The sequence below is a fragment of the Wolbachia endosymbiont (group A) of Lasioglossum fulvicorne genome (assembly GCF_964028605.1).
GTDB lineage: Bacteria > Pseudomonadota > Alphaproteobacteria > Rickettsiales > Anaplasmataceae > Wolbachia.
Genome location: NZ_OZ034798.1, coordinates 570,164 through 593,252 on the forward strand (window position 1 = coordinate 570,164; position 23,089 = coordinate 593,252).

Consider the following 23,089-nt stretch of genomic DNA (forward strand, 5'->3'; position numbering starts at 1 on the left):
TAATATATATAAGTTAGGATATATGAGGAGTTTATACCCAAGTGATATAAGTCGGGAAAGATTTGAGATTATGTTACCAGATCTAGAGTCCTGTAGAAAAAAAACAAAACCAAGGAAACTTGATTTGTATGATGTATTTTGTGGAGTGTTATACGTTCTGAAAAGCTGTTGTCAGTGGAGAATGCTACCAAAAGAGTTTCCAAAATGGCGCAATTGTTACGACTATTTTAAGAAGTGGAGTGAAAAACCAGATGCAGATAAAGAAAGTGTTCTGGAGCTGGTGTTAAAAAAAAATAGTTGGCGTGGTCCGACAAAACAATGGTCGGAAAGAAAAAACCAGCTTCTGCATAATTGATGCACAGAGTGTAAAAAATGCAGATACTGCTGAAGAAAAAGGCTATGATGCAGGCAAAAAGATTTCAGGAATAAAACGCCATATTGCAGTAGATACGCAAGGTTTGCCCCATGCAATTTATATAACAACAGCAGAGATATAGCTCTTTTCATAGAAGTCCGGATGTGATAAGGTAAGGATAGACGATGATAAGGAGGTTGAGTGCCAGCAGCATATAGTTATGACTTAAGGAAAAAAGCAATGGAAGCGCTAGAGGAGGGAGGAAGCAGAGAAACAGTGGCAGCAAGATTTAAAATTGGACGAACTACTTTATGGGAGTGGCAGCAAAGAAGAAAAGAAACAGGAGACTTTCAATCAAAAAAACTTGGAAATGGAGGTTACAATCACAAAATTACCGACTGGGATGCCTTTGCTAAATTTGCCAGAGAAAACGGAGGAAAGACTCTGTCTGAAATGGCTAAACTTTGGGGCAACGTTAGTATCCAAACGATCCACCGAGCTCTCAGAAAAATTGGATTTACGCGCAAAAAAAGACATATGGATACAAGGAAAGAAACGAAGAAAAACGTGCTGAATTCTTAAAAATTATAGCAACAAAAGAACCAGAAAACTTAGTTTATATAGATGAGTCTGGCATTGATAACACAGAGGACTATCCATATGGGTATTGCCAGAAAGGACAGCGGTTTTATGGCCTAAAATCTGGAAAGAAAACTCAACGAATCAGTATGGTTGCAGCCTTAAGTAGAAGAAAGATAGTTGCTCCATTAACCTTTGAAGGCCACTGTAATATGGATGTTTTTAATGGATGGTTTGAGCAATTTTTGACACCGATCTTGGAACCTGGACAGACTGTCATTCTTGACAATGCTACTTTTCATAAGTCTGGTAAGATTATCGAGCTTGCTAGAGGAGTTGGTGCAGAAATTTTGTATCTGCCGCCGTATTCTCCAGATTTCAACAAAATTGAGCATCATTGGTTTGCTATAAAAAACAGAGCTAGGAAAAACATTCCTCTATTCGAATCCTTTCGTCGTGCTGTTGATTCTGCCTTCCTATGACCTGTTCGGACTATTATGAGAAATGCTATAACTGACCGTAGCAGTGCTGTGAGAATGGTCGAAAATGCAAAAGAAAACCTCTCGGGAGTTAAAAATGTACTGGTTGATGCAGGCTATACTGGAGAGAATTTTGCAACTCAAATAAAAACGATTATTGGTGCAACCGTTGAAGTGATAAAAAGAAATGAATTACATTCCTTTGTTGTATTGCCCAAAAGATGGGTTGTGGAGCGATCTTTTGCTTGGTTAGAAAAATGTAGAAGATTGTGGAAAAATTGTGAGCGAAAACTCAATACTAGCCTACAAATGGTCGTTCTGGCTTTCACTGCCTTACTTCTGAAAAGATTATGAACAGGCTCTAATAATTCAAACATTGTTAGATGTATAGCATTTCTCATAATAGTCCGAACAGGTCATAGGAAGGCAGAATCAACAGCACGACGAAAGGATTCGAATAGAGGAATGTTTTTCCTAGCTCTGTTTTTTATAGCAAACCAATGATGCTCAATTTTGTTGAAATCTGGAGAATACGGCGGCAGATACAAAATTTCTGCACCAACTCCTCTAGCAAGCTCGATAATCTTACCAGACTTATGAAAAGTAGCATTGTCAAGAATGACAGTCTGTCCAGGTTCCAAGATCGGTGTCAAAAATTGCTCAAACCATCCATTAAAAACATCCATATTACAGTGGCCTTCAAAGGTTAATGGAGCAACTATCTTTCTTCTACTTAAGGCTGCAACCATACTGATTCGTTGAGTTTTCTTTCCAGATTTTAGGCCATAAGAGCCTGTTCATAATCTTTTCAGAAGTAAGGCAGTGAAAGCCAGAACGACCATTTGTAGGCTAGTATTGAGTTTTCGCTCACAATTTTTCCACAATCTTCTACATTTTTCTAACCAAGCAAAAGATCGCTCCACAACCCATCTTTTGGGCAATACAACAAAGGAATGTAATTCATTTCTTTTTATCACTTCAACGGTTGCACCAATAATCGTTTTTATTTGAGTTGCAAAATTCTCTCCAGTATAGCCTGCATCAACCAGTACATTTTTAACTCCCGAGAGGTTTTCTTTTGCATTTTCGACCATTCTCACAGCACTGCTACGGTCAGTTATCTCTGCTGTTGTTATATAAATTGCATGGGGCAAACCTTGCGTATCTACTGCAATATGGCGTTTTATTCCTGAAATCTTTTTGCCTGCATCATAGCCTTTTTCTTCAGCAGTATCTGCATTTTTTACACTCTGTGCATCAATTATGCAGAAGCTGGTTTTTTCTTTCCGAACATTGTTTTGTCGGACCACGCCAACTATTTTTTTTTAACACCAGCTCCAGAACACTTTCTTTATCTGCATCTGGTTTTTCACTCCACTTCTTAAAATAGTCGTAACAATTGCGCCATTTTGGAAACTCTTTTGGTAGAATTTTCCACTGACAACCGCTTTTCAGAACGTATAACACTCCACAAAATACATCATACAAATCAAGTTTCCTTGGTTTTGTTTTTTTTCTACAGGACTCTAGATCTGGTAACATAATCTCAAATCTTTCCCGACTTATATCACTTGGGTATAAACTCCTCATATATCCTAACTTATATATATTATCTCTTAGTTTATTCCTTTCTTGAGATCATGTACAGGTTCTAAAACCGCTGTCCTTTCTGGCAATACCCATATGGATAGTCCTCTGTGTTATCAATGCCAGACTCATCTATATAAACTAAGTTTTCTGGTTCTTTTGTTGCTATAATTTTTAAGAATTCAGCACGTTTTTCTTCGTTTCTTTCCTTGTATCCATATGTCTTTTTTTGCGCGTAAATCCAATTTTTCTGAGAGCTCGGTGGATCGTTTGGATACTAACGTTGCCCCAAAGTTTAGCCATTTCCGACAGAGTCTTTCCTCCGTTTTCTCTGGCAAATTTAGCAAAGGCATCCCAGTCGGTAATTTTGTGATTGTAACCTCCATTTCCAAGTTTTTTTGATTGAAAGTCTCCTGTTTCTTTTCTTCTTTGCTGCCACTCCCATAAAGTAGTTCGTCCAATTTTAAATCTTGCTGCCACTGTTTCTCTGCTTCCTCCCTCCTCTAGCGCTTCCATTGCTTTTTTCCTTAAGTCATAACTATATGCTGCTGGCACTCAACCTCCTTATCATCGTCTATCCTTATCTTATCACATCCGGACTTCTATGAAAAGAGCTATAATATTACTAGGAGTAACAGTAAGGAGGACCTTCGTAAACCTGATGCTTCACATAATGACAAATCTGCAGGTAAAAAATTATCTAATGTCAATGTAAGCGAATTAATCAGAAAGTTTGAACAAGGTAATGACATAGTAAAAGTGCGTTAATCAAATGTTACCCTATCTTTGTATATGTAAAGGTAGGGTATCTTTTCAAAATAGTATATCCTTTATAGCTTTGTTAATTTTTGACTCCTTCTCTGCAAAAGCAGTTTCTAGAGAGGTTTTAAGTTTTTCCCATTCTTCTTGACCATTTAGAACTAAAGATTTATATTCACTTTCAATTTTTTCCAAAGCTGTTTGATATGAAAAACCTAATTCCTCATATATATCAATATTTATCGATTGCAGTATTACCAAAAATGAAAACAAATTCGGATCAGGTAATTCTTCCTTTATATAATTCAGAAGACATAGTTTTATTTTTTTCACGCAGTATTCTATTGTTTTCAGCGATAGTGATAGACTTTCTGCATAAAATATAAAATTATCTATAATTAAACTTTTTGATTTTTTCGGTAATTTAATATTTTCAAATAGTTCTTTTGTAAATTTTTTTATCGGTTGTTTTGGCAAATGTAAAGAGAGATCAGTAAAAGATTTTAGGTCAAAATTTGGTCCAAGTATTGTGCTAATTGCTCTTTGTACATTACTCTTATCTTTACTTACAGAAATAATGAAAACCAGCCCCTCCACATCAAGCATATACTTTATAGATTCCAAAAAATCGACAACGAATTTAGGACGGCACACATCAAGATTATCCACCATTATATAAATGTTTTTGTCTTTTCTGATTTTATTAACTACATCCGCTAACTGTATTTTGAAATCTCTAGTACTCTCTTTTCTTCTTTGGAGAAGACTTAATTCACTCAAGACAAAACCTATGTCTTTTTTATCAGCCTCTTTTGCAGCATCAAGAAATACTGAAAGCATAGCAAGTGGAGATTTACTGATCAGCTTTCCTAGTGTGTTTAGAGAAAACAGTTCTTTGTTTATGTTTTTGAACTGTTGTATAACGCTTCTTTTTACTTCATACGATGCAAATAAATCTTCAAATAGAAAATTTAAAAAAGAAGGAAGTGGTTGGTCCAATGCATTGATATCCCATGCGCTATAATAAGCTGCAATTTCATTTTGCTGTTTTAACTCTTTTACCCATTCTTTCAAAAAAAACGTCTTGCCCCATCCATCATATCCTTCCAAAGATATTATTGTAAAAGACTTTCCAATTGTCTTAACTATAGCGCTAAATCTGCTTGAAACTTGTTTATAGCCCAAGCAATCATTTGCCCAAGCCATTATCTTAGGTGGCGGAGCTGTTTTCTTTCTTTTAAATGTTATAAACGATATAAGTTTTTTTAAGCACATGTCTTATTTTATATTTAACTCATATTCTTGTCTTGAAGTAAGTGCTATCCTCAGCGTTCCTTCATCAAGATAGTCAATTTCTCCGCCCATTGGTATGCCGCAAGCAAGACGTGATATTTTCACATCCAAGTTTTTTAGCGACTCAATTATATACTGTACGGTAACTTGGCCCTCTAATGTTGGATTAATCGCGATAATGATCTCTTCAATTTTAGACTCTGTCACTCTTTTCAGAATAGTGTCAAGGTTAAGTTCTTTTGGACCTATGCCATTTATCGCAGACAATCTGCCACCCAAAACATGGTATAAACCTGAATATATATTTCCTTTTTCAAACGCCCATAGATCACCCAATTCTTCTACTACACACAGTAACTTAGTGTCACGTTTTGGGTTAGTACAAATAGAACAAGGTGACTTAGTATCTAGATTTCCGCAAACTTCACACTCTATTATAAGATCTGCTAGCTCTTTAATCAAAGATGCAAGTGGTAGCATAACTTTTTCTTTGTTTTGGAGTAAATGTATAACTAACCTGCGTGATGATGATGGCCCTAAACTTGGCAATTTAGAGAAAGCATGAACTAGATTTTTTATGTTAATGTTCATTCAATAAATTCAAAATAGGCAGTCAAATGGTAACATCAAACCCTTTGTAAAGAAAGTGGTAAGTTTCTCTTGATCCCACTTTGATTAGCTATAGAAAAAATTTTTTACTCTAACGCAAAAAATTACTTCCGCATACTTAAAGCCTGATTATAATAGACTTCTTGCATAACCCAAACTAAGTAGAAAAAAGGTATCATCCGAGTAGCTCTCCTTTGTCATCCCAGTGCCCAGACACTGGGATCCAGGAATTTTATTAAGTTTGTAAGCATCAAAGTATAGCTTCTACGTCATACCGCGATTCATTCGCGGTATCCCTTAGCCGCTAACAAGTAGCAGGATGACAGTTGTCAGGCTAGCTGTCATCCCAGTGCCCAGACACTGGGATCCAGAAATTTTAATTGTAAGTAAGCATACTGGGTTGATAAGTATAAAAGTAGCTAGAAAATAAACATTTTTGATGAGATTATATGGAAAACTGGATGCCAGTGTCAAGCACTGGCATGACACCCTTCACGGACTTTTAAATTACTTTAGCTATAAATATTTAAGAAATTTACCAAATGAAAAAAAAGGCACACGAAACCCTAGTCATTGTCTATTTTCAGTATTGGCGTTTTTTAAGTCTTAAACACTGCAATTTAGCTGCTTTTAAATGCAACTCACCTTAGTTTAAATGTTTAAGAAATTTACTAAGCAGAAAAAAAGGCAAAAGAAACCCCGTGTTAGCTAGTTGTCACTCTCTAATCCTGCAAATCGGCGTACTATACTTTCTTAAACGACTTATAAGCGCGTTTCAGCTTATATAGGTAAAGACCCAGAAATGTTGTGGAGACATAAGGTGCACATAGTGCAAAAAATTAAAAATAAGACGCCAACTACGTTGTTTTCTTGCTGTTTAACCTGCACAGATGAAGATAACTGAATACCTTTAGCACCATGATAAGGGGGCTGTTAAGGCTTGTCAAGTAAGTTTTTTCGTTTCTATGTTATCAGCTACTTGGATGACGCCAATCTGAGTTAACTACACCAACTCACATTCAGCAAAAAAGAAAGCTATCTCCTTATGAGCATTTTCTAGACTATCCGAGCCGTGAACTCTATTTTCACTAATATCATCAGCAAAATCACCCCTGATTGTGCCTTTATCTGCCTGCTTTGGATCGGTAGCTCCCATGATTTGTCTGTATTTACTTACTGCATTTTCACCAACTAAAACTTGAACTATCACAGAACCAGAGGTCATAAACTCTACTAATTCCCCAAAAAAAGGCCTATCTTTATGAATTTCATAAAACAGCCCTGCTTGTTTTTTTGTTAGTAACATCATTTTTTGTGCTATAATTTTCAGCCCAGAGCTTTCAATGTATGAATTTATCTTGCCTGTAATATTATTTTTTACTGCATCAGGTTTTAATATCGAAAGTGTCTTCTCAATTGCCATATTGTTTCCTTATATGAAATAGTATATTTATAGATTTATTTTATTGTAAATTTTTATTTGATAAAAGTAGTTTTTTATTTATAGTCAAGGATAAACCATCAAGGAGGTATTGTATGGGTTACTGTTGTGAAAAACTAGCAAACAACCTAAAATCATCAATTTTTTGTGGAACAAAAGGATTTTTAACTTTTAATTTGGCCTTTTTAAGTTATTTGGAATATAGCATATATAAATGCACTTCATCTGCTCATGTACAACAAAAGGAAAATATTGAAAGATGTAACAACATACAGGCTTCCAAGCTTGCACTTGCTGAGGATACAGATGGCAATTTTGCTACACAAGAAATAGAGCAAAAAGAAAAAAACTTTAACCAGCAACACAAATTTTTAAGAGATACTGCTGCCTTTGCAATGAAAAGAAACACTATTCCATTTTTTGAGATGATGATTATAGTACCATTTGTTTGTTTTGCACTGCCAGTTATGGTAAGCAGTATAAGTCTTATACAATGCGCACTTTTATGTGCTGCCTTAATGATTGCCACATGTTTTATTGTAAGAACTTGGCATGTGCGTGAGAAGTTAATGGAAAAAATCACCAACCATAGTAGAGGAGAAATAGACGCGGAATTTAAGAAAGATACTATAAAATTTCCTATCTTTGATCAAAATAGAAAACACACCGAGTATAATTCGCCTAACTCAGGGCGACTACTGGATGAAACAAGTAGCACCTCTCTTTTCGTTGAAGTTTCACTTTTTCCCCTAAAGGTTCTTTTGAAGGTCCTGCAAAGTTGTATAATGCTATCTTTAGCTGCTGTTGAACTTCTTGAAACGGTACCAAGTCTTTTTGTCGATACATTTTTCGATTGGAGCTTCACATCCACCAAGAGTAACGTGCAGAGATCAGGTCATTTATTGTATGCAAGTGTAAGAAATTTAGTGCCTATAACTAAATTTGATGAGCCTATAGCTGAGTTTATAGGCACCCCAAAAGCAACTTGTTGCGGAGCCTGAATGTGCCTCTTTTCTGTTATTTAAGTGTATTCTATTTTGTCATTCCAGTCTGGAATACAGCACTTTCACACAATTTCATCGAGGACGTTGTCTTCACATAACACTTTTATACTTACCAATTTAGTAAAATCCTGGATCCCAGTGTCGGAGCACTGGGATGACACCATCTTAGTAGAAATAGCCCTCAAATCACAATGTTGTTGTGCATCACGCGCTGGAACGACGGCAAAAAGTAATCTTGCAGTTTTAACAATTATTTGCAAAAGACCAAATGAAAAAGGCAGTTATCTTATTTAATCTTGGTGGGCCTGATTCACTCAATGCGGTCCGTCCTTTCTTATCTAATCTTTTTTATGACAAGAGGATAATCAATTTGCCGAACCCTTTTCGGTTTCTTTTAGCAAAGTTTATATCCGCAAAACGAGAAAGTACTGCACGAAGAATATACGAGGAAATTGGAGGTAAATCGCCAATTCTGGAGAATACAAAAATGCAAGCTAATGCTTTAGAACTAAAATTAAATGAAGATAGAAACCATGTACACAAGGTATTCATCTGCATGCGCTATTGGCGTCCATTTGCTGACGAAGCTATTAAAAGTGTAAAACAATTTGATCCTGATGAAGTAATTTTGCTGCCACTATACCCTCAATATTCAACTACCACAACTTTATCATCCATCGAAAATTGGCAAAAAAATGCTAAAAACCATGGTCTAAAGTGCGATACAAAAATAATTCACCATTATTATAATAACGAAGACTTTATTAAAGCTCACGCTAATTTAATAGCTAAGCATTACAAATTAGCCAGCAGAATCGATAAGCCAAGAGTCCTATTCTCAGCCCATAGCTTACCTCTTAGTATTATTAAAAAAGGCGACCCTTATGCTTCACAGATAGAAGAAACAGTAAAATTAATAGTAAAAAATTTGAATATTAAAGATCTTGATTGGTCAATATGTTATCAGAGTAAGATTGGTCCTGTAAAATGGCTAGAGCCAAGCACTGAAAGTGAGCTATTACGCGCAAAAATTGATGGTGTACCTGTAGTTCTATCACCTATATCTTTTGTTTCTGAGCATTCAGAAACTCTAGTTGAACTTGATATAGAATATAAAGCAATTATCAAGGATGGATATTACTTTCGCGTGCCAACTCTCAGTGCCGATTCTTTGTTTATTAAATGCTTGGCTGATTTATGCATAAATCTCCCTTAAAGCCCTGATTTATAGTGCTTTTCTTTTAGGATTTTATGTGATAGAATAACAGAAAGTTATTATTTTTTAACTATTTCATGCCAAGCAAGCTAAAAGAAAAATCAAATACGGTTGCACAAAAGGTACATGATGCTTATAATCATGATATCAGGAAGGTAATCTGCATCACAACAGGTTTAACAGCCCTATTGTGTAAGATTTCACTGCAATTTTGCTGCGAGTTCATTGACAATAATAGATCCAATATCTCCTTTATAAAGAATGTTGCCCGATGGGTGAAATTTCCGACATCTACCCTATACATTGTCCATTCTGCATTTATCCTACGGGATTTGGTAAAAGATTATAAAGACCCTAAGGGTAAAAAAGAATTAGCAAAAATTTTGGGTAAATCGGCTAACCTTGCAAGCAGCACCATAGAAGCATTGATGATGTTAAAAGTCATCCATTTTTTGGCTAGAGGTAATGCAGATGTAACAAGTTATATTAGTTTAACATCAACGATCCTATTTCTGTTTATTTCGGAACCTATAAGTTACTATTATTCATGGAGAAAATACCTAGATAATAAGGATCCTGAAAAGTCTGCTAAGTGTAAGAAGGACCTTATTATCAGCACATTAACTTTGTCGTTAAGTTTATTAAACTTCATATTAAGAAGGATAGAAACTCCAACTATACCAATAAACTTGGGTAGTGGTATAATCTATAATTTCAACTTAAGCGTAACAGTCAGCATAATATATAGTGCAGTATTTCTTGCAGTTCAACTTGATAAGTTGTTTAATCAACCTGTCAATGATGATCCTTCCACTGAACTTGGTGGCGCTGATCATATTAGGCACGATTATGATGGTAATGGTCTCCCCAATGGCGACGTTGTGGAAATATAAGGGTTAGAGGTGAAAAGATTTTATTTCTACTGCCAACGCTATTACTGCTAATTTGCTAATAATACTCCAAAGTGATAGAATTTTACCTTCCACAACCTGGCTAACATCATGAAACTCGCAGTCAGTGGCATTCAAGCTGGAATATACATCTTTCCTGCTATTACATCGGTATAAGTAACATGTTGGAGTATCTCCTATATAGTATATTAGTGGTTCTGCAGAACTGCTTTTAAACATGTCAATGGTTGGTACACCTTCTTGTATAATAACGCTATTGATTGCTATTCCTTCTTTTATCTTTTTCATTTTATGACGCTTTTTTTTATTGAGGTTTAATATTTCCTCTCCACTTGTTACTGTTATAATGCCCATCCCATATGTGCCATTGCTTGCTTTGATAAAAACGTAAGGTTGTGTTTTTATTTCATATTCCTCATATTTTTTTTGCACTAGAGATAATATTTGGTCAACTTTAGTTGCTACTGCTCCTAGTGACGAATCATCATCAAAATCGACTCCATCACAGCTCTCTGTAAGCACAGAAATTAGCCATGGGTCCATTTTAAATTCGCTACAAAACTCAGACGCTAATTCTTGATAGATTTCAAAATACTTAAATTTCTGCCTGCTATGCCAACCGTATAGTGGGCTTGGTACTATATCTTGCTTTGCATCTTTTAGCGTGTCTGGAATGTGGCTCGTCATATCACGGTTCAGTATAATAACATCAGGCACAAATCCTGAAGTTGTCTTTAGCAGAGAGTTTTCTTTCACAACAGTTTCATACTGTTCTATTAAATTGTATACTTCACTATGTAAAAGGCCAATTCTAGTTTCAAAACCTGCGAGTTGCAGTACTTTCTCTATAACAAATACGTTTTCTATGTACATTTTATTGCGTGTATAATTTTCCGGTATTATAAGAACCTTTTTGTATTGATGTCTTTTAAAGTAGCTTTTTATCAATCTTGCTGCCATTGTTCTTGATTCTTCACTTAAGTTATTGAATCCTGCAGGAAATAAATTAGCGTCCACTGGGGCAATTTTGTAGCCGGAGTTTCTAAGATCTATAGAGCTATAAAATGGCAATGTAAGGCCATTAAATTTTGCTTCGAACCAATTATTTATACTTTTTTCCAAATCTGGGTGAATTATGTTTTGCATCTGCACTTTAAATGTTATAAGGAAAGTATTATGTTATAAGCTATGGTTAAACATATTTAGTAAATTTGACTAAAGATTAAAGTATAATGAGATTCTTATTTAAAGTGATAGAAAAATGATTCAACACGATAACAATAAAATGTATGGAACTACTATACTGTCAATTAGAAAAGATAAAAGTGTAGTAGTAATAGGTGACGGACAAGTTTCACTGGGCCACACTGTTATAAAATCTGGAGCAAAAAAAGTTAGGCGTCTTTCTGGTGATTCTGTAATTGCTGGATTTGCCGGGGCAACAGCCGACGCATTTACTCTTTTTGAAAGATTAGAATCTAAACTTGACAAGCACCCAGGGCAATTAATGAGAGCATGTGTTGAACTTGCAAAAGACTGGAGAATGGATAAATATCTGAGGAAATTAGAAGCTATGATGATTGTTGCAGATAAATCTATTTCATTAGTAATTACGGGAACAGGTGATGTTCTTGAACCTGAAGATGGAATCGCAGCTATTGGCTCTGGGGGAAATTTTGCTCTATCTGCAGCAAGAGCTTTAATTGACATTAAAGGAATGTCAATAGAGGAAATTGCGAAAAAGGCTATGAAGATAGCTGCTGATATATGTGTTTATACAAATCATAATGTAATTATTGAAAAAATAGAGGAGTGATATGTCTTCCAAGCAAAAAACTTTGTGCACTAATTTTTCCAATCAGCCCATAACCCTTTCAGAAGGGCGGTCTTGTAGTAGTGACACCTACGATGAAAAAGATAACCTCTATAAAGATACTAAGAGTGGTTTTGATTCAAATGACAGCGATGTTCAAGTTAATGACAGTACTCAAGTTTTGTTAGATGACCTGCCACCACAGAAGATAGTTAAAGAATTGGACAGATTCATAATCGGACAGGATGATGCAAAGCGTGCTGTTGCTATTGCGCTCAGAAATCGTTGGCGTCGCAATCAGGTTCCATTTCCATTGCGTGATGAAATCATACCTAAGAATATATTGATGATCGGTCATACAGGGGTTGGTAAAACTGAAATAGCTCGTCGCTTAGCAAAACTTGCCGGTGCACCGTTCATAAAAATTGAGGCAACGAAGTTTACTGAAATAGGATACGTTGGACGTGACGTTGATTCGATAATACGCGATTTAGTTGATGCAGCAATAGTTTTAGTTAAAGAGAAAGCCCGTAAAGCCTTAGCTAAAAAGGCTTTAATTTTAGCTGAGAAAACAATAGTAAACTCTATGGTAGGCGAAAATGCAACCGAAGAGAGTAAAAAAATTTTTAGAGAAAGGTTGAGGAATAAAGAGTTTGAGGACGGAGAAGTTTCTATTGACGTCAGAGAGAGCAAGAGTATGTTACCTACTTTCGATATACCAGGCATGCCAGGTGGGCAAGTTGGTGTGATGAATGTAACAGAAATAATGGGCAAGATGTTTAACGGGAGCAAAAAAACAAAAACTATTACGGTGAAGGTAAAAGAAGCGCGTGAAATATTAATTAATGAAGAAAGTGAAAGGCTAATGGATGAAGATAAGATAATCAAAGAAGCCATTGATCTTGTTAGTAATGACGGTATAGTATTTTTGGATGAAATAGACAAAATTGCAGCGCGTACAGAAGTAAAAGGTGAAGTAAACAGAGAAGGAGTGCAACGCGATCTGTTACCATTACTTGAAGGAACAACTGTTACAACTAAGTATGGCCATGTAAAAACAGACTATATATTATTTATTGCATCTGGTGCTTTTCATCAGTTTAAACCATCTGACCTCTTACCGGAATTGCAGGGCAGATTACCGATCAGGGTAGAACTTAAGGCACTTACTCAAGAGGATTTAATAAGAATATTAAAGGAACCAGAATCTAGTTTGTTAAAGCAGTACATAGCTTTAATGAAAACAGAAAATGTGACACTTGAGTTCACTGATGATGGTATAAAAACCATAGCTGAAATCGCGTTTACAGTTAATAGGCAAGTGGAAAATATAGGCGCAAGAAGGCTTCACACTGTCATGGAGAAGCTTTTAGATGAGATAAGTTTCATTGCTTCTGAGAAAAATAGCGAAAAATTCATTATAGACAGCAAGTATGTAAAAGATAAACTTGAGTCAATTTCAAAGCAGCTTGATTTATCTAAGTTTATACTTTAGGAAAAACGAAAAGCCCACTTTAAGTAGTATAGAGAGTGTTCAGAAGATCAGCCAGTAGACCTAAAATTTCAGCTAGGGAGTGTTAAATAAACCATACGCGTCAAGTTAAGAGATTGTGAACAAATTTAGAGAGGTTAAAGTGGATACTCTAGCCCTTCTACGTTTGTCTTTTAATGAAAATTGCGACCAAGTTATAGTAAGTTTTCTAAGAACCTGTACATGATCTCAAGAAAGGAATAAACTAAGAGATAATATATATAAGTTAGGATATATGAGGAGTTTATACCCAAGTGATATAAGTCGGGAAAGATTTGAGATTATGTTACCAGATCTAGAGTCCTGTAGAAAAAAAACAAAACCAAGGAAACTTGATTTGTATGATGTATTTTGTGGAGTGTTATACGTTCTGAAAAGCGGTTGTCAGTGGAGAATGCTACCAAAAGAGTTTCCAAAATGGCGCAATTGTTACGACTATTTTAAGAAGTGGAGTGAAAAACCAGATGCAGATAAAGAAAGTGTTCTGGAGCTGGTGTTAAAAAAAAATAGTTGGCGTGGTCCGACAAAACAATGGTCGGAAAGAAAAAACCAGCTTCTGCATAATTGATGCACAGAGTGTAAAAAATGCAGATACTGCTGAAGAAAAAGGCTATGATGCAGGCAAAAAGATTTCAGGAATAAAACGCCATATTGCAGTAGATACGCAAGGTTTGCCCCATGCAATTTATATAACAACAGCAGAGATAACTGACCGTAGCAGTGCTGTGAGAATGGTCGAAAATGCAAAAGAAAACCTCTCGGGAGTTAAAAATGTACTGGTTGATGCAGGCTATACTGGAGAGAATTTTGCAACTCAAATAAAAACGATTATTGGTGCAACCGTTGAAGTGATAAAAAGAAATGAATTACATTCCTTTGTTGTATTGCCCAAAAGATGGGTTGTGGAGCGATCTTTTGCTTGGTTAGAAAAATGTAGAAGATTGTGGAAAAATTGTGAGCGAAAACTCAATACTAGCCTACAAATGGTCGTTCTGGCTTTCACTGCCTTACTTCTGAAAAGATTATGAACAGGCTCTTAGGATTTAATTTATAAAAAAACAATAGATTTTTTGTATCTGTTCAGGGACACGGCTAATGCGCAAATATTGAAGCAAAGTGGTCAGTGCTTACTGTACGAACATTGTGAGTTGAGAGCAATCTCCGCTAGGGAGGATGTCATCCCAGTGCTCCTTTCTCGTCATCCCAGTGCCCAGACACTGGGATCCAGAAAAAAGAATGGTGTCATGCAAGTAGCCTCCTTCTCCTGTCATCCCAGTGCCCAGAATACTTGGATCCAGAAAAGTTTGCTTGTAAGCAAGCAAACTAGCATAGAAAGTGGTTACAACATTTTCGATGAGATTATATGGAAAACTGGATCCCAGTGTCTGGGCACTGGGATGACAAAGGAGGACGTTATTCCAGTGCCAAGCACTGACCATTTGCTGTGCAATTTACCTTCAAAAATGAATGTTCGTACAGCTATGGAATGAATCGCGGTATGACGTAGGACTGCTGTCATTCCAGTCTGGAATCTAGTCTTTACTGGGGAGAAGAAACTCTCCTTCTACAGTATATCCGTTTAGGGGAGGTATCTGTTCAGATGCATGGCTAATGTACAAATATTGAAACAAAAATTCCAGTGCTCCCTTTCTTGTCATCCCAGTGCCCAGACACTGGGATCCAGAAAACTTAACTTTAAATAAGTGGCTGCATAATAAACTACACATTAAACCTAAAGTGCATTATATCGCCATCTTGTACGATATAATCTCTGCCTTCGAAGCGAATTTTTCCTGCGTCTTTGCAAGCTAATTCACTTCCATACTTTATGTAGTCTGCAAAGCTTATCGTTTCTGCTTTTATAAAGCCTTTCTCAAAATCAGTGTGGATTACACCTGCTGCCTTATCAGCTGTTGATCCTATTTTTACTGGCCATGCCCGTGCTTCTTTGGGGCCTACAGTAAAGAAAGTTATCATACTCAGCACTTCATACATAATACGCGCTACTCCATCAAGGCCTGATTCTTGTAAGCCAAATTCTGATAAAAAACCCTGTTTTTCCTCTTCACTATCAAGATTTGCAATATCTGCTTCGAGTTTTGCTGAAATGCAATAAAATTTGCTTTTATTTTCCTCCGCCATTCTCTCTACCTTTTTAGATAATTCATTGCCAGTTATAACATTTGTATCTTCAACATTGCAAACGTACATAACGGGCTTTGTTGTCAGCAATTGAAGCAACTTCATCTCATCTTCATCGATATTCTCCAAACTTCTTGCAGGTTTACCTAATTTTAAAGTAGCCAGTACCTCTTGCATTAATTCAAGTTGTCTCTTTAGCTCTTTATCACCTTGCTTTGCTTTCTTTTCCAATTGAGGAAGCCTTTTTTCTATGCTATCAATATCAGCTAGGATTAATTCCATTTCTACCACTTCAGCATCTGATATTGGATCTATTTTACTGTGTACATGGCTGATATCGTCATCCGTAAAGCACCTAAGCAGATGAGCGATGGCATCAACTTCTCTGATATGGCTTAAAAATTTATTGCCGAGCCCTTCACCTTTGCTCGCACCCTTTACCAGACCTGCAATATCTACAACTTCTAATTGGTTGTAGATTACCTTCTCTGAGCCTGCAATTGCTGCGATTTGTTTCAAACGTTGGTCTTTTATCGAAATCTTGCCTATATTTGGCTCGATTGTGCAAAAAGGGTAATTTGCAGCTTCGGCTGCACTTGACTCTGTAAGTGCATTAAATAAGGTTGATTTTCCTATGTTTGGTAACCCAACTATACCACAGTTAAAACTCATATTTGCTATGTAAAATTATAACTATTGCATAATTTAAAAATTTCTGCTATACTTAATTAGTTACAATTTTGTTGGTATATAGCTTAAATTAAGGTAAAAACTATGACTACAGCTAAGAAACGGAAACTACCAAGTGACTTTCATGATGTTGAGGTTGGAATAAAAAGGCCCAGGATCTCAGGGCAGGAAATAACTCTTTTAAATAGTAACCCTTACCCTGACAATTTCTATGTAGGACAAGCAATTGGTAATGGAAGCTGTTTTTTTGACTCGTTCAGGCAAAGTCTAGAACAACAGACAGGAGAGCAAGTTACTGCCGAAAAATTAAGAAATGATTGTAGGGAATTTGCACAAAAGAATCCACCAAAGTGGTTTACAGATGCAATTGCCAATGGTTATGATAACAATGGCCAGCACCGTAGTGAAACTGTAGATGATTATACAGCAGACATTATGCGTAACGGTAGGTGGGGTAGCTCTTATGTTGAAGCTAGGATACTTTGTGAAAAGTATGGTGTAAAATTACATGTTATAGAGAGTAACCCATTGCATGCTATTGACACCCAACAAGATCGGTTTTTGCATGAATTAATAGACAATTCAGGTTCAAAAAGTGCAGGTGAATACAATAAAGTTGATTATGATGATATTAGTATTGTGCATGTAATAAACAAAGGCTATGCTCATTTCGAACCATTGCTTGATAGAAATAAAAGTTTAGCAAAACAAGAGCAAGAAGACTTTCAATTAGCAAAAGAACTTCAATTAGATGAAATTTTGGAGTATTGTAACCTTTCAAAGGGTATCTCTGAGAGAGCAGAAGTTGAAAAGAGATTTGATGAGTTATTGAAGGAAAATGCTGATGGAGAAATTCGTGATGTTGTAGACCAGTGCGTTAATGATATAAAGCAGCGCATAGAGCGCTCTGAAGAGCAAAACCCTTCAAGTTTACTAAGATGTGGTACGGAATCGATGGCAGAACCATTTCATCAACAACGAGCACCACAACTTGTAAAATCTTAATAGCCATGTATATTTTTATATAGGGCTTTTGCAAGCATTTCATATAATATGAACTTGCAGTACGTACTAACCTAAATGCAAGTTGACCATGAGACTAGTTTAATTATCGATGCCATAGAGGAATTTGGTGGTGAGGCTAGGCTTGTCGGCGGGTGTGTGAGAGACTCAATTTTGCAGCGTGATGTCCACGACATCGATTTAGCTACTAATTTGCTTCCCAATCAAACGATTAAAGCGCTAAAACTCCGTAATATAAAAACTATTCCAACTGGCTTAAAACATGGAACTATCACTGCGGTTCTAAATCAAAGATCTTTTGAGATCACAACACTAAGGCATGATGTGAAATGTGATGGTAGGCATGCAAAAGTAGAATTTACCAATAATTGGCAAGCGGATGCTTCAAGGCGTGACTTTACATTTAATGCTCTGTATGCAGATAAGCATGGCCATATATATGACTACTTTGGTGGTATAGAGGACTTAAAAGCGCGAAGGTTAAACTTTATAGGCAACGCTGAAGATAGAATTAAAGAAGACTATCTACGTATTTTAAGAGCATTTCGTTTTCATGCAAAAATATGTGTCGGAGATTTGAGTGATGAAATACTAAGCGTATGCAAAAAGCATTCGCATATGATCCAAAACCTCTCTGGAGAGAGAATAAGAGATGAAATACTTAAATTGCTGGAGTGCAATGATCCTTTTCCAACACTTAAGAGCATGCAAGAATCTGATGTTTTGCAAAAGATTATCCCAAAAGAAGTAAAATGCGAAATTCTGTCTTCGTCACTTCTTTTGGGCACTGATGCACTAGTAAAATTAGCGTTACTCCTTAGGACCACTAAAAAAAATGACAGGCTAAGTCTTGGAGAATACATAAGTAAGTTTTTACGTCTTTCGAACAAGCAAAAGAAAAAGCTGCTATTTTTACTATCCAACGATATCAAAACAGAACTCTCAGAAAAAGAGCAAAAAAAATACATATCTTTATTTGGTAGAGAATTATATTGTGATTTAGTAAAAATTTGTGGTGTTGAGTCTGGAGAAAATGTTGATAAATACATTTCATTTGCTAATACATTCAATATTCCAAAATTTCCTCTATCTGGTAATGATTTGATAAATATAGGTCACCAGCCAGGAAAAAGTTTAGGTAAAAACTTAGAGTTGCTCAGGCAACATTGGGAAGACAGCTCCTACACTTTAACAAAAGAGGAGCTGGTGCTTTATGCTAAGAGCCTACTTTAACTATTTTCTGGCGGTTTGATGTATGCTTGTGCAATATAGGAGGAATGTATCTGTTCGGATGCATGGCTAATGTACAAATATTGAAACAAAAATTCCAGTGCCCCTGTGATGTCATTCCAGTGCTTGACACTGGAATCCAGCTTTTGATCGAAAATGTTGTATAGTACACAATCAAATTTTCTGGATCCCAGTGTCTGGGCACTGGGATGACACCCTTTTGGATGGAAACCAGTGTCACGCACTGAAATGACACCCATTTATTCCTATAGTTGTCTTTTCTCGTCTACCTTATTTTGCCACTCTGCTGAACAGATACGGAGGAATTTATCAAGGAATTAGGTATGCCTTTTATCGGTTTAAATTCAAAAAACTCATCCCTGCCCAGCTCAAAAGAGCTATACAAAATAAAAAAGGACAAGCTAAAAAGCGAAAGAAATATTGGTGGTCAGATCGGACACAAAGGTAATTATCGCGCTAAAGTGGATGCAGATGAGGTGATAAAGATAGAGTTCTTGCGAATGCGGAGGGAAGATTGCAGTATGTGAAAAACCATATATTCATCAGAAAGTTGATCTGCAGGAAATTAAGCCGTATGTAGTAGAGTATCAGCTAGAGCATGGCCGTTGTCGGAAGTGCGGAAAAAGAAGAAGCAGCAAATTACCAGAAGGTGTTACATCAGATACATTTGGTCCAAAAGTTAAATCGATAATTGCAGCACTCAGCGGATTTTACAAGAATTCAAAGCACGAAGTGGCTAGCATTATAAATGATATTTTTAATTTGAATATAAGTGTTGGCAGCATATCAAACAGTGAACACAGAGTTGCATCGAAATGCGAAAAAACATATGAGCAAATCGAACAAGAGATAAGTAGAAGTAAAGTTTTACATATTGATGAAACGAGCCATTATAACAAAGGTAAACTCGCTTGGTGTTGGATGTTTGCAAGCAATACGGCAAGTTTTGTAAAATTGACAGAATCAAGAGGAATGAAGGTTTTACAAAATAGCAAGTTCTGCAATCGCAATAGCTTACGACAGGTATGCAGCATACAACTACTTTGCCGATAAAAACAGGCAAATCTGTTGGGCACATTTATCAAGAGATTTTGAAAGATTAGCACATAGTTGGAATATTGAAGTTAAAGTTCTGGGTTGTTACTTGAGAAACGTAGCCACTGAATTATTTGCACTAAAAAAGGCCTTGCTAAAAAATGAGATAGATGTTTTTAGATTTACCAGACGTGCCAGAAAGTTGCGAAAACGTACAAGGCATTACTTGAAGCCGTTTACCTGAAGCAATTGGAGCTTCTCGAGTTGCAAAGAATATTTTGAAATCTGAAAGAATAATGTGGAAATTTTTAGATGACCCAGAAAACATTCCGCTGACAAATAACCATGCTGAACGGCAAATACGGCATTATGTCGTTTATCGCAAAAATTCATATTTTACCCAATCGAAGCGGGGAAATGCATTCCTTGAACGGATAATTTCGTTATACTTAACATGGAAACAAAGGGATCTCAATCCTTTCCAAAACCTTCTATCTATTGTTTCTTAAACCACTCTCCTGAACGGATACCTTCAGAGTTTATCTGCTTTAAAGTTTACTCTATTCTGTTTCAGCATTTGTCATAAATCCTTAATTATTTCTGACTTTTTAGTTCAGTTTTTAACCATTCTTTCCTTAACTTAATGGCAGTGATTGTCAGCATCTATTGTACTGAGTACATCTGACCACTTCTTAGAACCTGTACATGATCTCAAGAAAGGAATAAACTAAGAGATAATATATATAAGTTAGGATATATGAGGAGTTTATACCCAAGTGATATAAGTCGGGAAAGATTTGAGATTATGTTACCAGATCTAGAGTCCTGTAGAAAAAAAACAAAACCAAGGAAACTTGATTTGTATGATGTATTTTGTGGAGTGTTATACGTTCTGAAAAGCGGTTGTCAGTGGAGAATGCTACCAAAAGAGTTTCCAAAATGGCGCAATTGTTACGACTATTTTAAGAAGTGGAGTGAAAAACCAGATGCAGATAAAGAAAGTGTTCTGGAGCTGGTGTTAAAAAAAAATAGTTGGCGTGGTCCGACAAAACAATGGTCGGAAAGAAAAAACCAGCTTCTGCATAATTGATGCACAGAGTGTAAAAAATGCAGATACTGCTGAAGAAAAAGGCTATGATGCAGGCAAAAAGATTTCAGGAATAAAACGCCATATTGCAGTAGATACGCAAGGTTTGCCCCATGCAATTTATATAACAACAGCAGAGATAACTGACCGTAGCAGTGCTGTGAGAATGGTCGAAAATGCAAAAGAAAACCTCTCGGGAGTTAAAAATGTACTGGTTGATGCAGGCTATACTGGAGAGAATTTTGCAACTCAAATAAAAACGATTATTGGTGCAACCGTTGAAGTGATAAAAAGAAATGAATTACATTCCTTTGTTGTATTGCCCAAAAGATGGGTTGTGGAGCGATCTTTTGCTTGGTTAGAAAAATGTAGAAGATTGTGGAAAAATTGTGAGCGAAAACTCAATACTAGCCTACAAATGGTCGTTCTGGCTTTCACTGCCTTACTTCTGAAAAGATTATGAACAGGCTCTTAGAAAATAAAATTATTTCTATGCTGCTAAAACCAATAACCGGAGATACGAACCCTGTGCTTACTCAAGATCAGGTAAAAGTTATGATGAATAGTTCAATCGAAAAGTCAGTTGACCTTGAAACAATGAAGGTTCGACCATTAGCAATTGAAAATGTGGTACCAGAGTACTTGAAGATTTATAGAAAGTATTGATAGAAGAGTGTGCCCGGTGGGATTCGAACCTACGACCCACAGCTTAGAAGGCTGTTGCTCTATCCAGCTGAGCTACGGGCACACAACATATATAAAATGCTTCTTAGTACAAGTGAAGTCAAGTATTTCGTGTAAATATGATGGTTGTGGTAATATCTTACAACACCTTGTCATTGCAGTTGTGTGTCACGCGCTGCTGAAATTGGATGCGAGAAGTTTATTTATTTTAGAAAATATTATATAGAAACTTGCTTGACACACTCCGCCAGCCCCCTTATCATGGCACTAAGAACCTGTACATGATCTCAAGAAAGGAATAAACTAAGAGATAATATATATAAGTTAGGATATATGAGGAGTTTATACCCAAGTGATATAAGTCGGGAAAGATTTGAGATTATGTTACCAGATCTAGAGTCCTGTAGAAAAAAAACAAAACCAAGGAAACTTGATTTGTATGATGTATTTTGTGGAGTGTTATACGTTCTGAAAAGCGGTTGTCAGTGGAGAATGCTACCAAAAGAGTTTCCAAAATGGCGCAATTGTTACGACTATTTTAAGAAGTGGAGTGAAAAACCAGATGCAGATAAAGAAAGTGTTCTGGAGCTGGTGTTAAAAAAAAATAGTTGGCGTGGTCCGACAAAACAATGGTCGGAAAGAAAAAACCAGCTTCTGCATAATTGATGCACAGAGTGTAAAAAATGCAGATACTGCTGAAGAAAAAGGCTATGATGCAGGCAAAAAGATTTCAGGAATAAAACGCCATATTGCAGTAGATACGCAAGGTTTGCCCCATGCAATTTATATAACAACAGCAGAGATAACTGACCGTAGCAGTGCTGTGAGAATGGTCGAAAATGCAAAAGAAAACCTCTCGGGAGTTAAAAATGTACTGGTTGATGCAGGCTATACTGGAGAGAATTTTGCAACTCAAATAAAAACGATTATTGGTGCAACCGTTGAAGTGATAAAAAGAAATGAATTACATTCCTTTGTTGTATTGCCCAAAAGATGGGTTGTGGAGCGATCTTTTGCTTGGTTAGAAAAATGTAGAAGATTGTGGAAAAATTGTGAGCGAAAACTCAATACTAGCCTACAAATGGTCGTTCTGGCTTTCACTGCCTTACTTCTGAAAAGATTATGAACAGGCTCTAAGAGTATTTCTGACTCAAAACTTGTTTTTGATCCGCGCGGGCTCAACAACAAAATCCAGTAAAAAAACTCAGGTGTTTATTAGCGGATTATATAAAATTATAGCGGCTGCATGTCTTTTAAATTTTTTCTACATTCAGCCAAATCGCGCTTAAAATAAGCGTCAGCACATTATTACAGCGCTAATTTAAAGCATTAGAGAGTCAAAACTCGCACTACGGGGTTTCTTTGCCTTTTTTTTTATTTGGTAAATTTCTTAAATATTTATGGATAAACGACAACCGTCATCCCGCTGCTTGTTAGCGGGATCTAGAGATACCGTGACGGTATGACGGTTCGCGGCGGGATGACAAGAAAGGAGCAACAGGATGACAGAGAGTAATGCAAGAAAATAATTGGATTTTTTGTAATGCCACGGAGTCCAGTGTTTTCTACAAACTTTCACGTAATTTGTTAGCAAAATTGA

The 23,089-nt window shown here is 36.3% G+C and carries 17 protein-coding genes, 1 tRNA gene and 6 pseudogenes; 15 read left to right on the forward strand and 9 right to left on the reverse strand.

Going from position 1 to position 23,089, the window contains the following annotated elements; translation table 11 throughout:
- Nucleotides 1-22 precede the first annotated feature (22 nt).
- From ABWU71_RS03090 to ABWU71_RS03100, 3 genes and pseudogenes are all read left to right on the forward strand, one after another.
- Nucleotides 23-494, forward strand: a pseudogene (locus tag ABWU71_RS03090) (IS5 family transposase); the annotation flags it as partial.
- Between the two features lie 62 nt (nucleotides 495-556).
- Nucleotides 557-1,416 (forward strand): IS630 family transposase gene (locus tag ABWU71_RS03095; protein ID WP_353284076.1). Its coding sequence is split into 2 segments (ribosomal slippage): nucleotides 557-881 and nucleotides 881-1,416, totalling 861 coding nucleotides; the frame shifts between segments, so codons are not numbered across the junction.
- Nucleotides 1,417-1,443: 27 nt separating this feature from the next.
- Nucleotides 1,444-1,767, forward strand: a pseudogene (locus ABWU71_RS03100) (transposase); the annotation flags it as partial.
- Between the two features lie 62 nt (nucleotides 1,768-1,829).
- On the opposite strand, the pseudogene ABWU71_RS03105 reads toward ABWU71_RS03100, so the two are convergent.
- The 6 genes and pseudogenes from ABWU71_RS03105 to ndk form a co-directional block, all read right to left on the reverse strand.
- Nucleotides 1,830-2,201, reverse strand: a pseudogene (locus tag ABWU71_RS03105) (transposase); the annotation flags it as partial.
- A gap of 9 nt (nucleotides 2,202-2,210) precedes the next feature.
- A protein-coding gene (locus tag ABWU71_RS03110; protein WP_353284758.1) for an IS5 family transposase occupies nucleotides 2,211-3,003 on the reverse strand; the annotation gives its coding sequence in 2 pieces (ribosomal slippage) (nucleotides 2,211-2,738 and nucleotides 2,740-3,003; 792 coding nt in all).
- A gap of 64 nt (nucleotides 3,004-3,067) precedes the next feature.
- A pseudogene (locus tag ABWU71_RS03115) lies at nucleotides 3,068-3,555 on the reverse strand (IS630 transposase-related protein); the annotation flags it as partial.
- 258 nt (nucleotides 3,556-3,813) lie between these two features.
- A complete protein-coding gene (locus ABWU71_RS03120; protein WP_353284759.1) occupies nucleotides 3,814-5,034 on the reverse strand; it encodes a P-loop NTPase fold protein in 1,221 nt (406 codons plus the stop codon).
- Between the two features lie 3 nt (nucleotides 5,035-5,037).
- Nucleotides 5,038-5,637, reverse strand: a complete 600-nt coding sequence (recR, locus tag ABWU71_RS03125) for a recombination mediator RecR (protein ID WP_410530614.1) — start codon at nucleotides 5,635-5,637, stop codon at nucleotides 5,038-5,040.
- A gap of 1,027 nt (nucleotides 5,638-6,664) precedes the next feature.
- Complete coding sequence (gene ndk, locus ABWU71_RS03135) at nucleotides 6,665-7,084, reverse strand: nucleoside-diphosphate kinase (RefSeq protein ID WP_353284761.1); 420 nt, start codon at nucleotides 7,082-7,084, stop codon at nucleotides 6,665-6,667.
- Nucleotides 7,085-7,197: 113 nt separating this feature from the next.
- Between ndk and ABWU71_RS03140 the strand changes: the two genes are divergently transcribed.
- From ABWU71_RS03140 to ABWU71_RS03150, 3 genes are all read left to right on the forward strand, one after another.
- On the forward strand, nucleotides 7,198-8,103 hold the full coding sequence (locus ABWU71_RS03140) for a hypothetical protein (protein WP_353284762.1): 906 nt from the start codon (nucleotides 7,198-7,200) through the stop codon (nucleotides 8,101-8,103).
- A 271-nt stretch (nucleotides 8,104-8,374) separates the two neighbouring features.
- Nucleotides 8,375-9,322: a ferrochelatase gene (gene hemH / locus ABWU71_RS03145; RefSeq protein WP_353284763.1), complete on the forward strand. Its 948-nt coding sequence runs from the start codon at nucleotides 8,375-8,377 to the stop codon at nucleotides 9,320-9,322.
- Between the two features lie 77 nt (nucleotides 9,323-9,399).
- Nucleotides 9,400-10,215: a hypothetical protein gene (locus tag ABWU71_RS03150; RefSeq protein WP_353284764.1), complete on the forward strand. Its 816-nt coding sequence runs from the start codon at nucleotides 9,400-9,402 to the stop codon at nucleotides 10,213-10,215.
- Nucleotides 10,216-10,218: 3 nt separating this feature from the next.
- Here the strand turns inward: ABWU71_RS03150 and gshA are convergent, their stop codons facing one another.
- Complete coding sequence (gshA, locus tag ABWU71_RS03155) at nucleotides 10,219-11,379, reverse strand: glutamate--cysteine ligase (RefSeq protein ID WP_353284765.1); 1,161 nt, start codon at nucleotides 11,377-11,379, stop codon at nucleotides 10,219-10,221.
- Between the two features lie 115 nt (nucleotides 11,380-11,494).
- Between gshA and hslV the strand changes: the two genes are divergently transcribed.
- The 3 genes from hslV (at nucleotide 11,495) to ABWU71_RS03170 (ending at nucleotide 14,605) form a co-directional block, all read left to right on the forward strand.
- Nucleotides 11,495-12,049, forward strand: coding sequence for an ATP-dependent protease subunit HslV (gene hslV / locus ABWU71_RS03160; protein ID WP_353284766.1), 555 nt, complete (start codon nucleotides 11,495-11,497; stop codon nucleotides 12,047-12,049).
- 1 nt (nucleotide 12,050) lies between these two features.
- Complete coding sequence (gene hslU, locus ABWU71_RS03165; protein ID WP_353284767.1) at nucleotides 12,051-13,541, forward strand: ATP-dependent protease ATPase subunit HslU; 1,491 nt, start codon at nucleotides 12,051-12,053, stop codon at nucleotides 13,539-13,541.
- Between the two features lie 271 nt (nucleotides 13,542-13,812).
- Nucleotides 13,813-14,605, forward strand: a protein-coding gene (locus ABWU71_RS03170) for an IS5 family transposase (RefSeq protein WP_265023453.1) whose coding sequence is annotated in 2 segments (ribosomal slippage) — nucleotides 13,813-14,076 and nucleotides 14,078-14,605 — 792 coding nt in all. Because the reading frame shifts where the segments join, the coding sequence is not laid out codon by codon here.
- Nucleotides 14,606-15,296: 691 nt separating this feature from the next.
- Here ABWU71_RS03170 and ychF read toward each other — a convergent pair.
- The gene (gene ychF, locus ABWU71_RS03175) at nucleotides 15,297-16,391 is read right to left on the reverse strand and encodes a redox-regulated ATPase YchF (RefSeq protein WP_353284768.1); all 1,095 of its coding nucleotides are present in this window, start codon (nucleotides 16,389-16,391) and stop codon (nucleotides 15,297-15,299) included.
- 102 nt (nucleotides 16,392-16,493) lie between these two features.
- Between ychF and ABWU71_RS03180 the strand changes: the two genes are divergently transcribed.
- The 5 genes and pseudogenes from ABWU71_RS03180 to ABWU71_RS03205 all read left to right on the forward strand — a co-directional run.
- Nucleotides 16,494-17,414 carry a hypothetical protein gene (locus ABWU71_RS03180; RefSeq protein WP_353284769.1) on the forward strand — a complete coding sequence of 307 codons (921 nt, stop codon included), beginning with the start codon at nucleotides 16,494-16,496 and terminating at the stop codon, nucleotides 17,412-17,414.
- Between the two features lie 75 nt (nucleotides 17,415-17,489).
- Nucleotides 17,490-18,665: a CCA tRNA nucleotidyltransferase gene (locus ABWU71_RS03185; RefSeq protein ID WP_353284770.1), complete on the forward strand. Its 1,176-nt coding sequence runs from the start codon at nucleotides 17,490-17,492 to the stop codon at nucleotides 18,663-18,665.
- Nucleotides 18,666-19,015: 350 nt separating this feature from the next.
- Nucleotides 19,016-20,227: pseudogene (gene tnpC, locus ABWU71_RS03195) on the forward strand (IS66 family transposase); the annotation flags it as partial.
- Nucleotides 20,228-20,475: 248 nt separating this feature from the next.
- Nucleotides 20,476-21,268 (forward strand): IS5 family transposase gene (locus tag ABWU71_RS03200; protein WP_265023453.1). Its coding sequence is split into 2 segments (ribosomal slippage): nucleotides 20,476-20,739 and nucleotides 20,741-21,268, totalling 792 coding nucleotides; the frame shifts between segments, so codons are not numbered across the junction.
- 8 nt (nucleotides 21,269-21,276) lie between these two features.
- A pseudogene (locus ABWU71_RS03205) lies at nucleotides 21,277-21,471 on the forward strand (complex I NDUFA9 subunit family protein); the annotation flags it as partial.
- Between the two features lie 8 nt (nucleotides 21,472-21,479).
- Here the strand turns inward: ABWU71_RS03205 and ABWU71_RS03210 are convergent.
- Nucleotides 21,480-21,553: transfer RNA gene (locus ABWU71_RS03210), tRNA-Arg, on the reverse strand.
- Between the two features lie 269 nt (nucleotides 21,554-21,822).
- Here ABWU71_RS03210 and ABWU71_RS03215 point away from each other — a divergent pair.
- A protein-coding gene (locus tag ABWU71_RS03215) for an IS5 family transposase (RefSeq protein ID WP_265023453.1) occupies nucleotides 21,823-22,615 on the forward strand; the annotation gives its coding sequence in 2 pieces (ribosomal slippage) (nucleotides 21,823-22,086 and nucleotides 22,088-22,615; 792 coding nt in all).
- The last annotated feature ends 474 nt before the right edge of the window (nucleotides 22,616-23,089 follow it).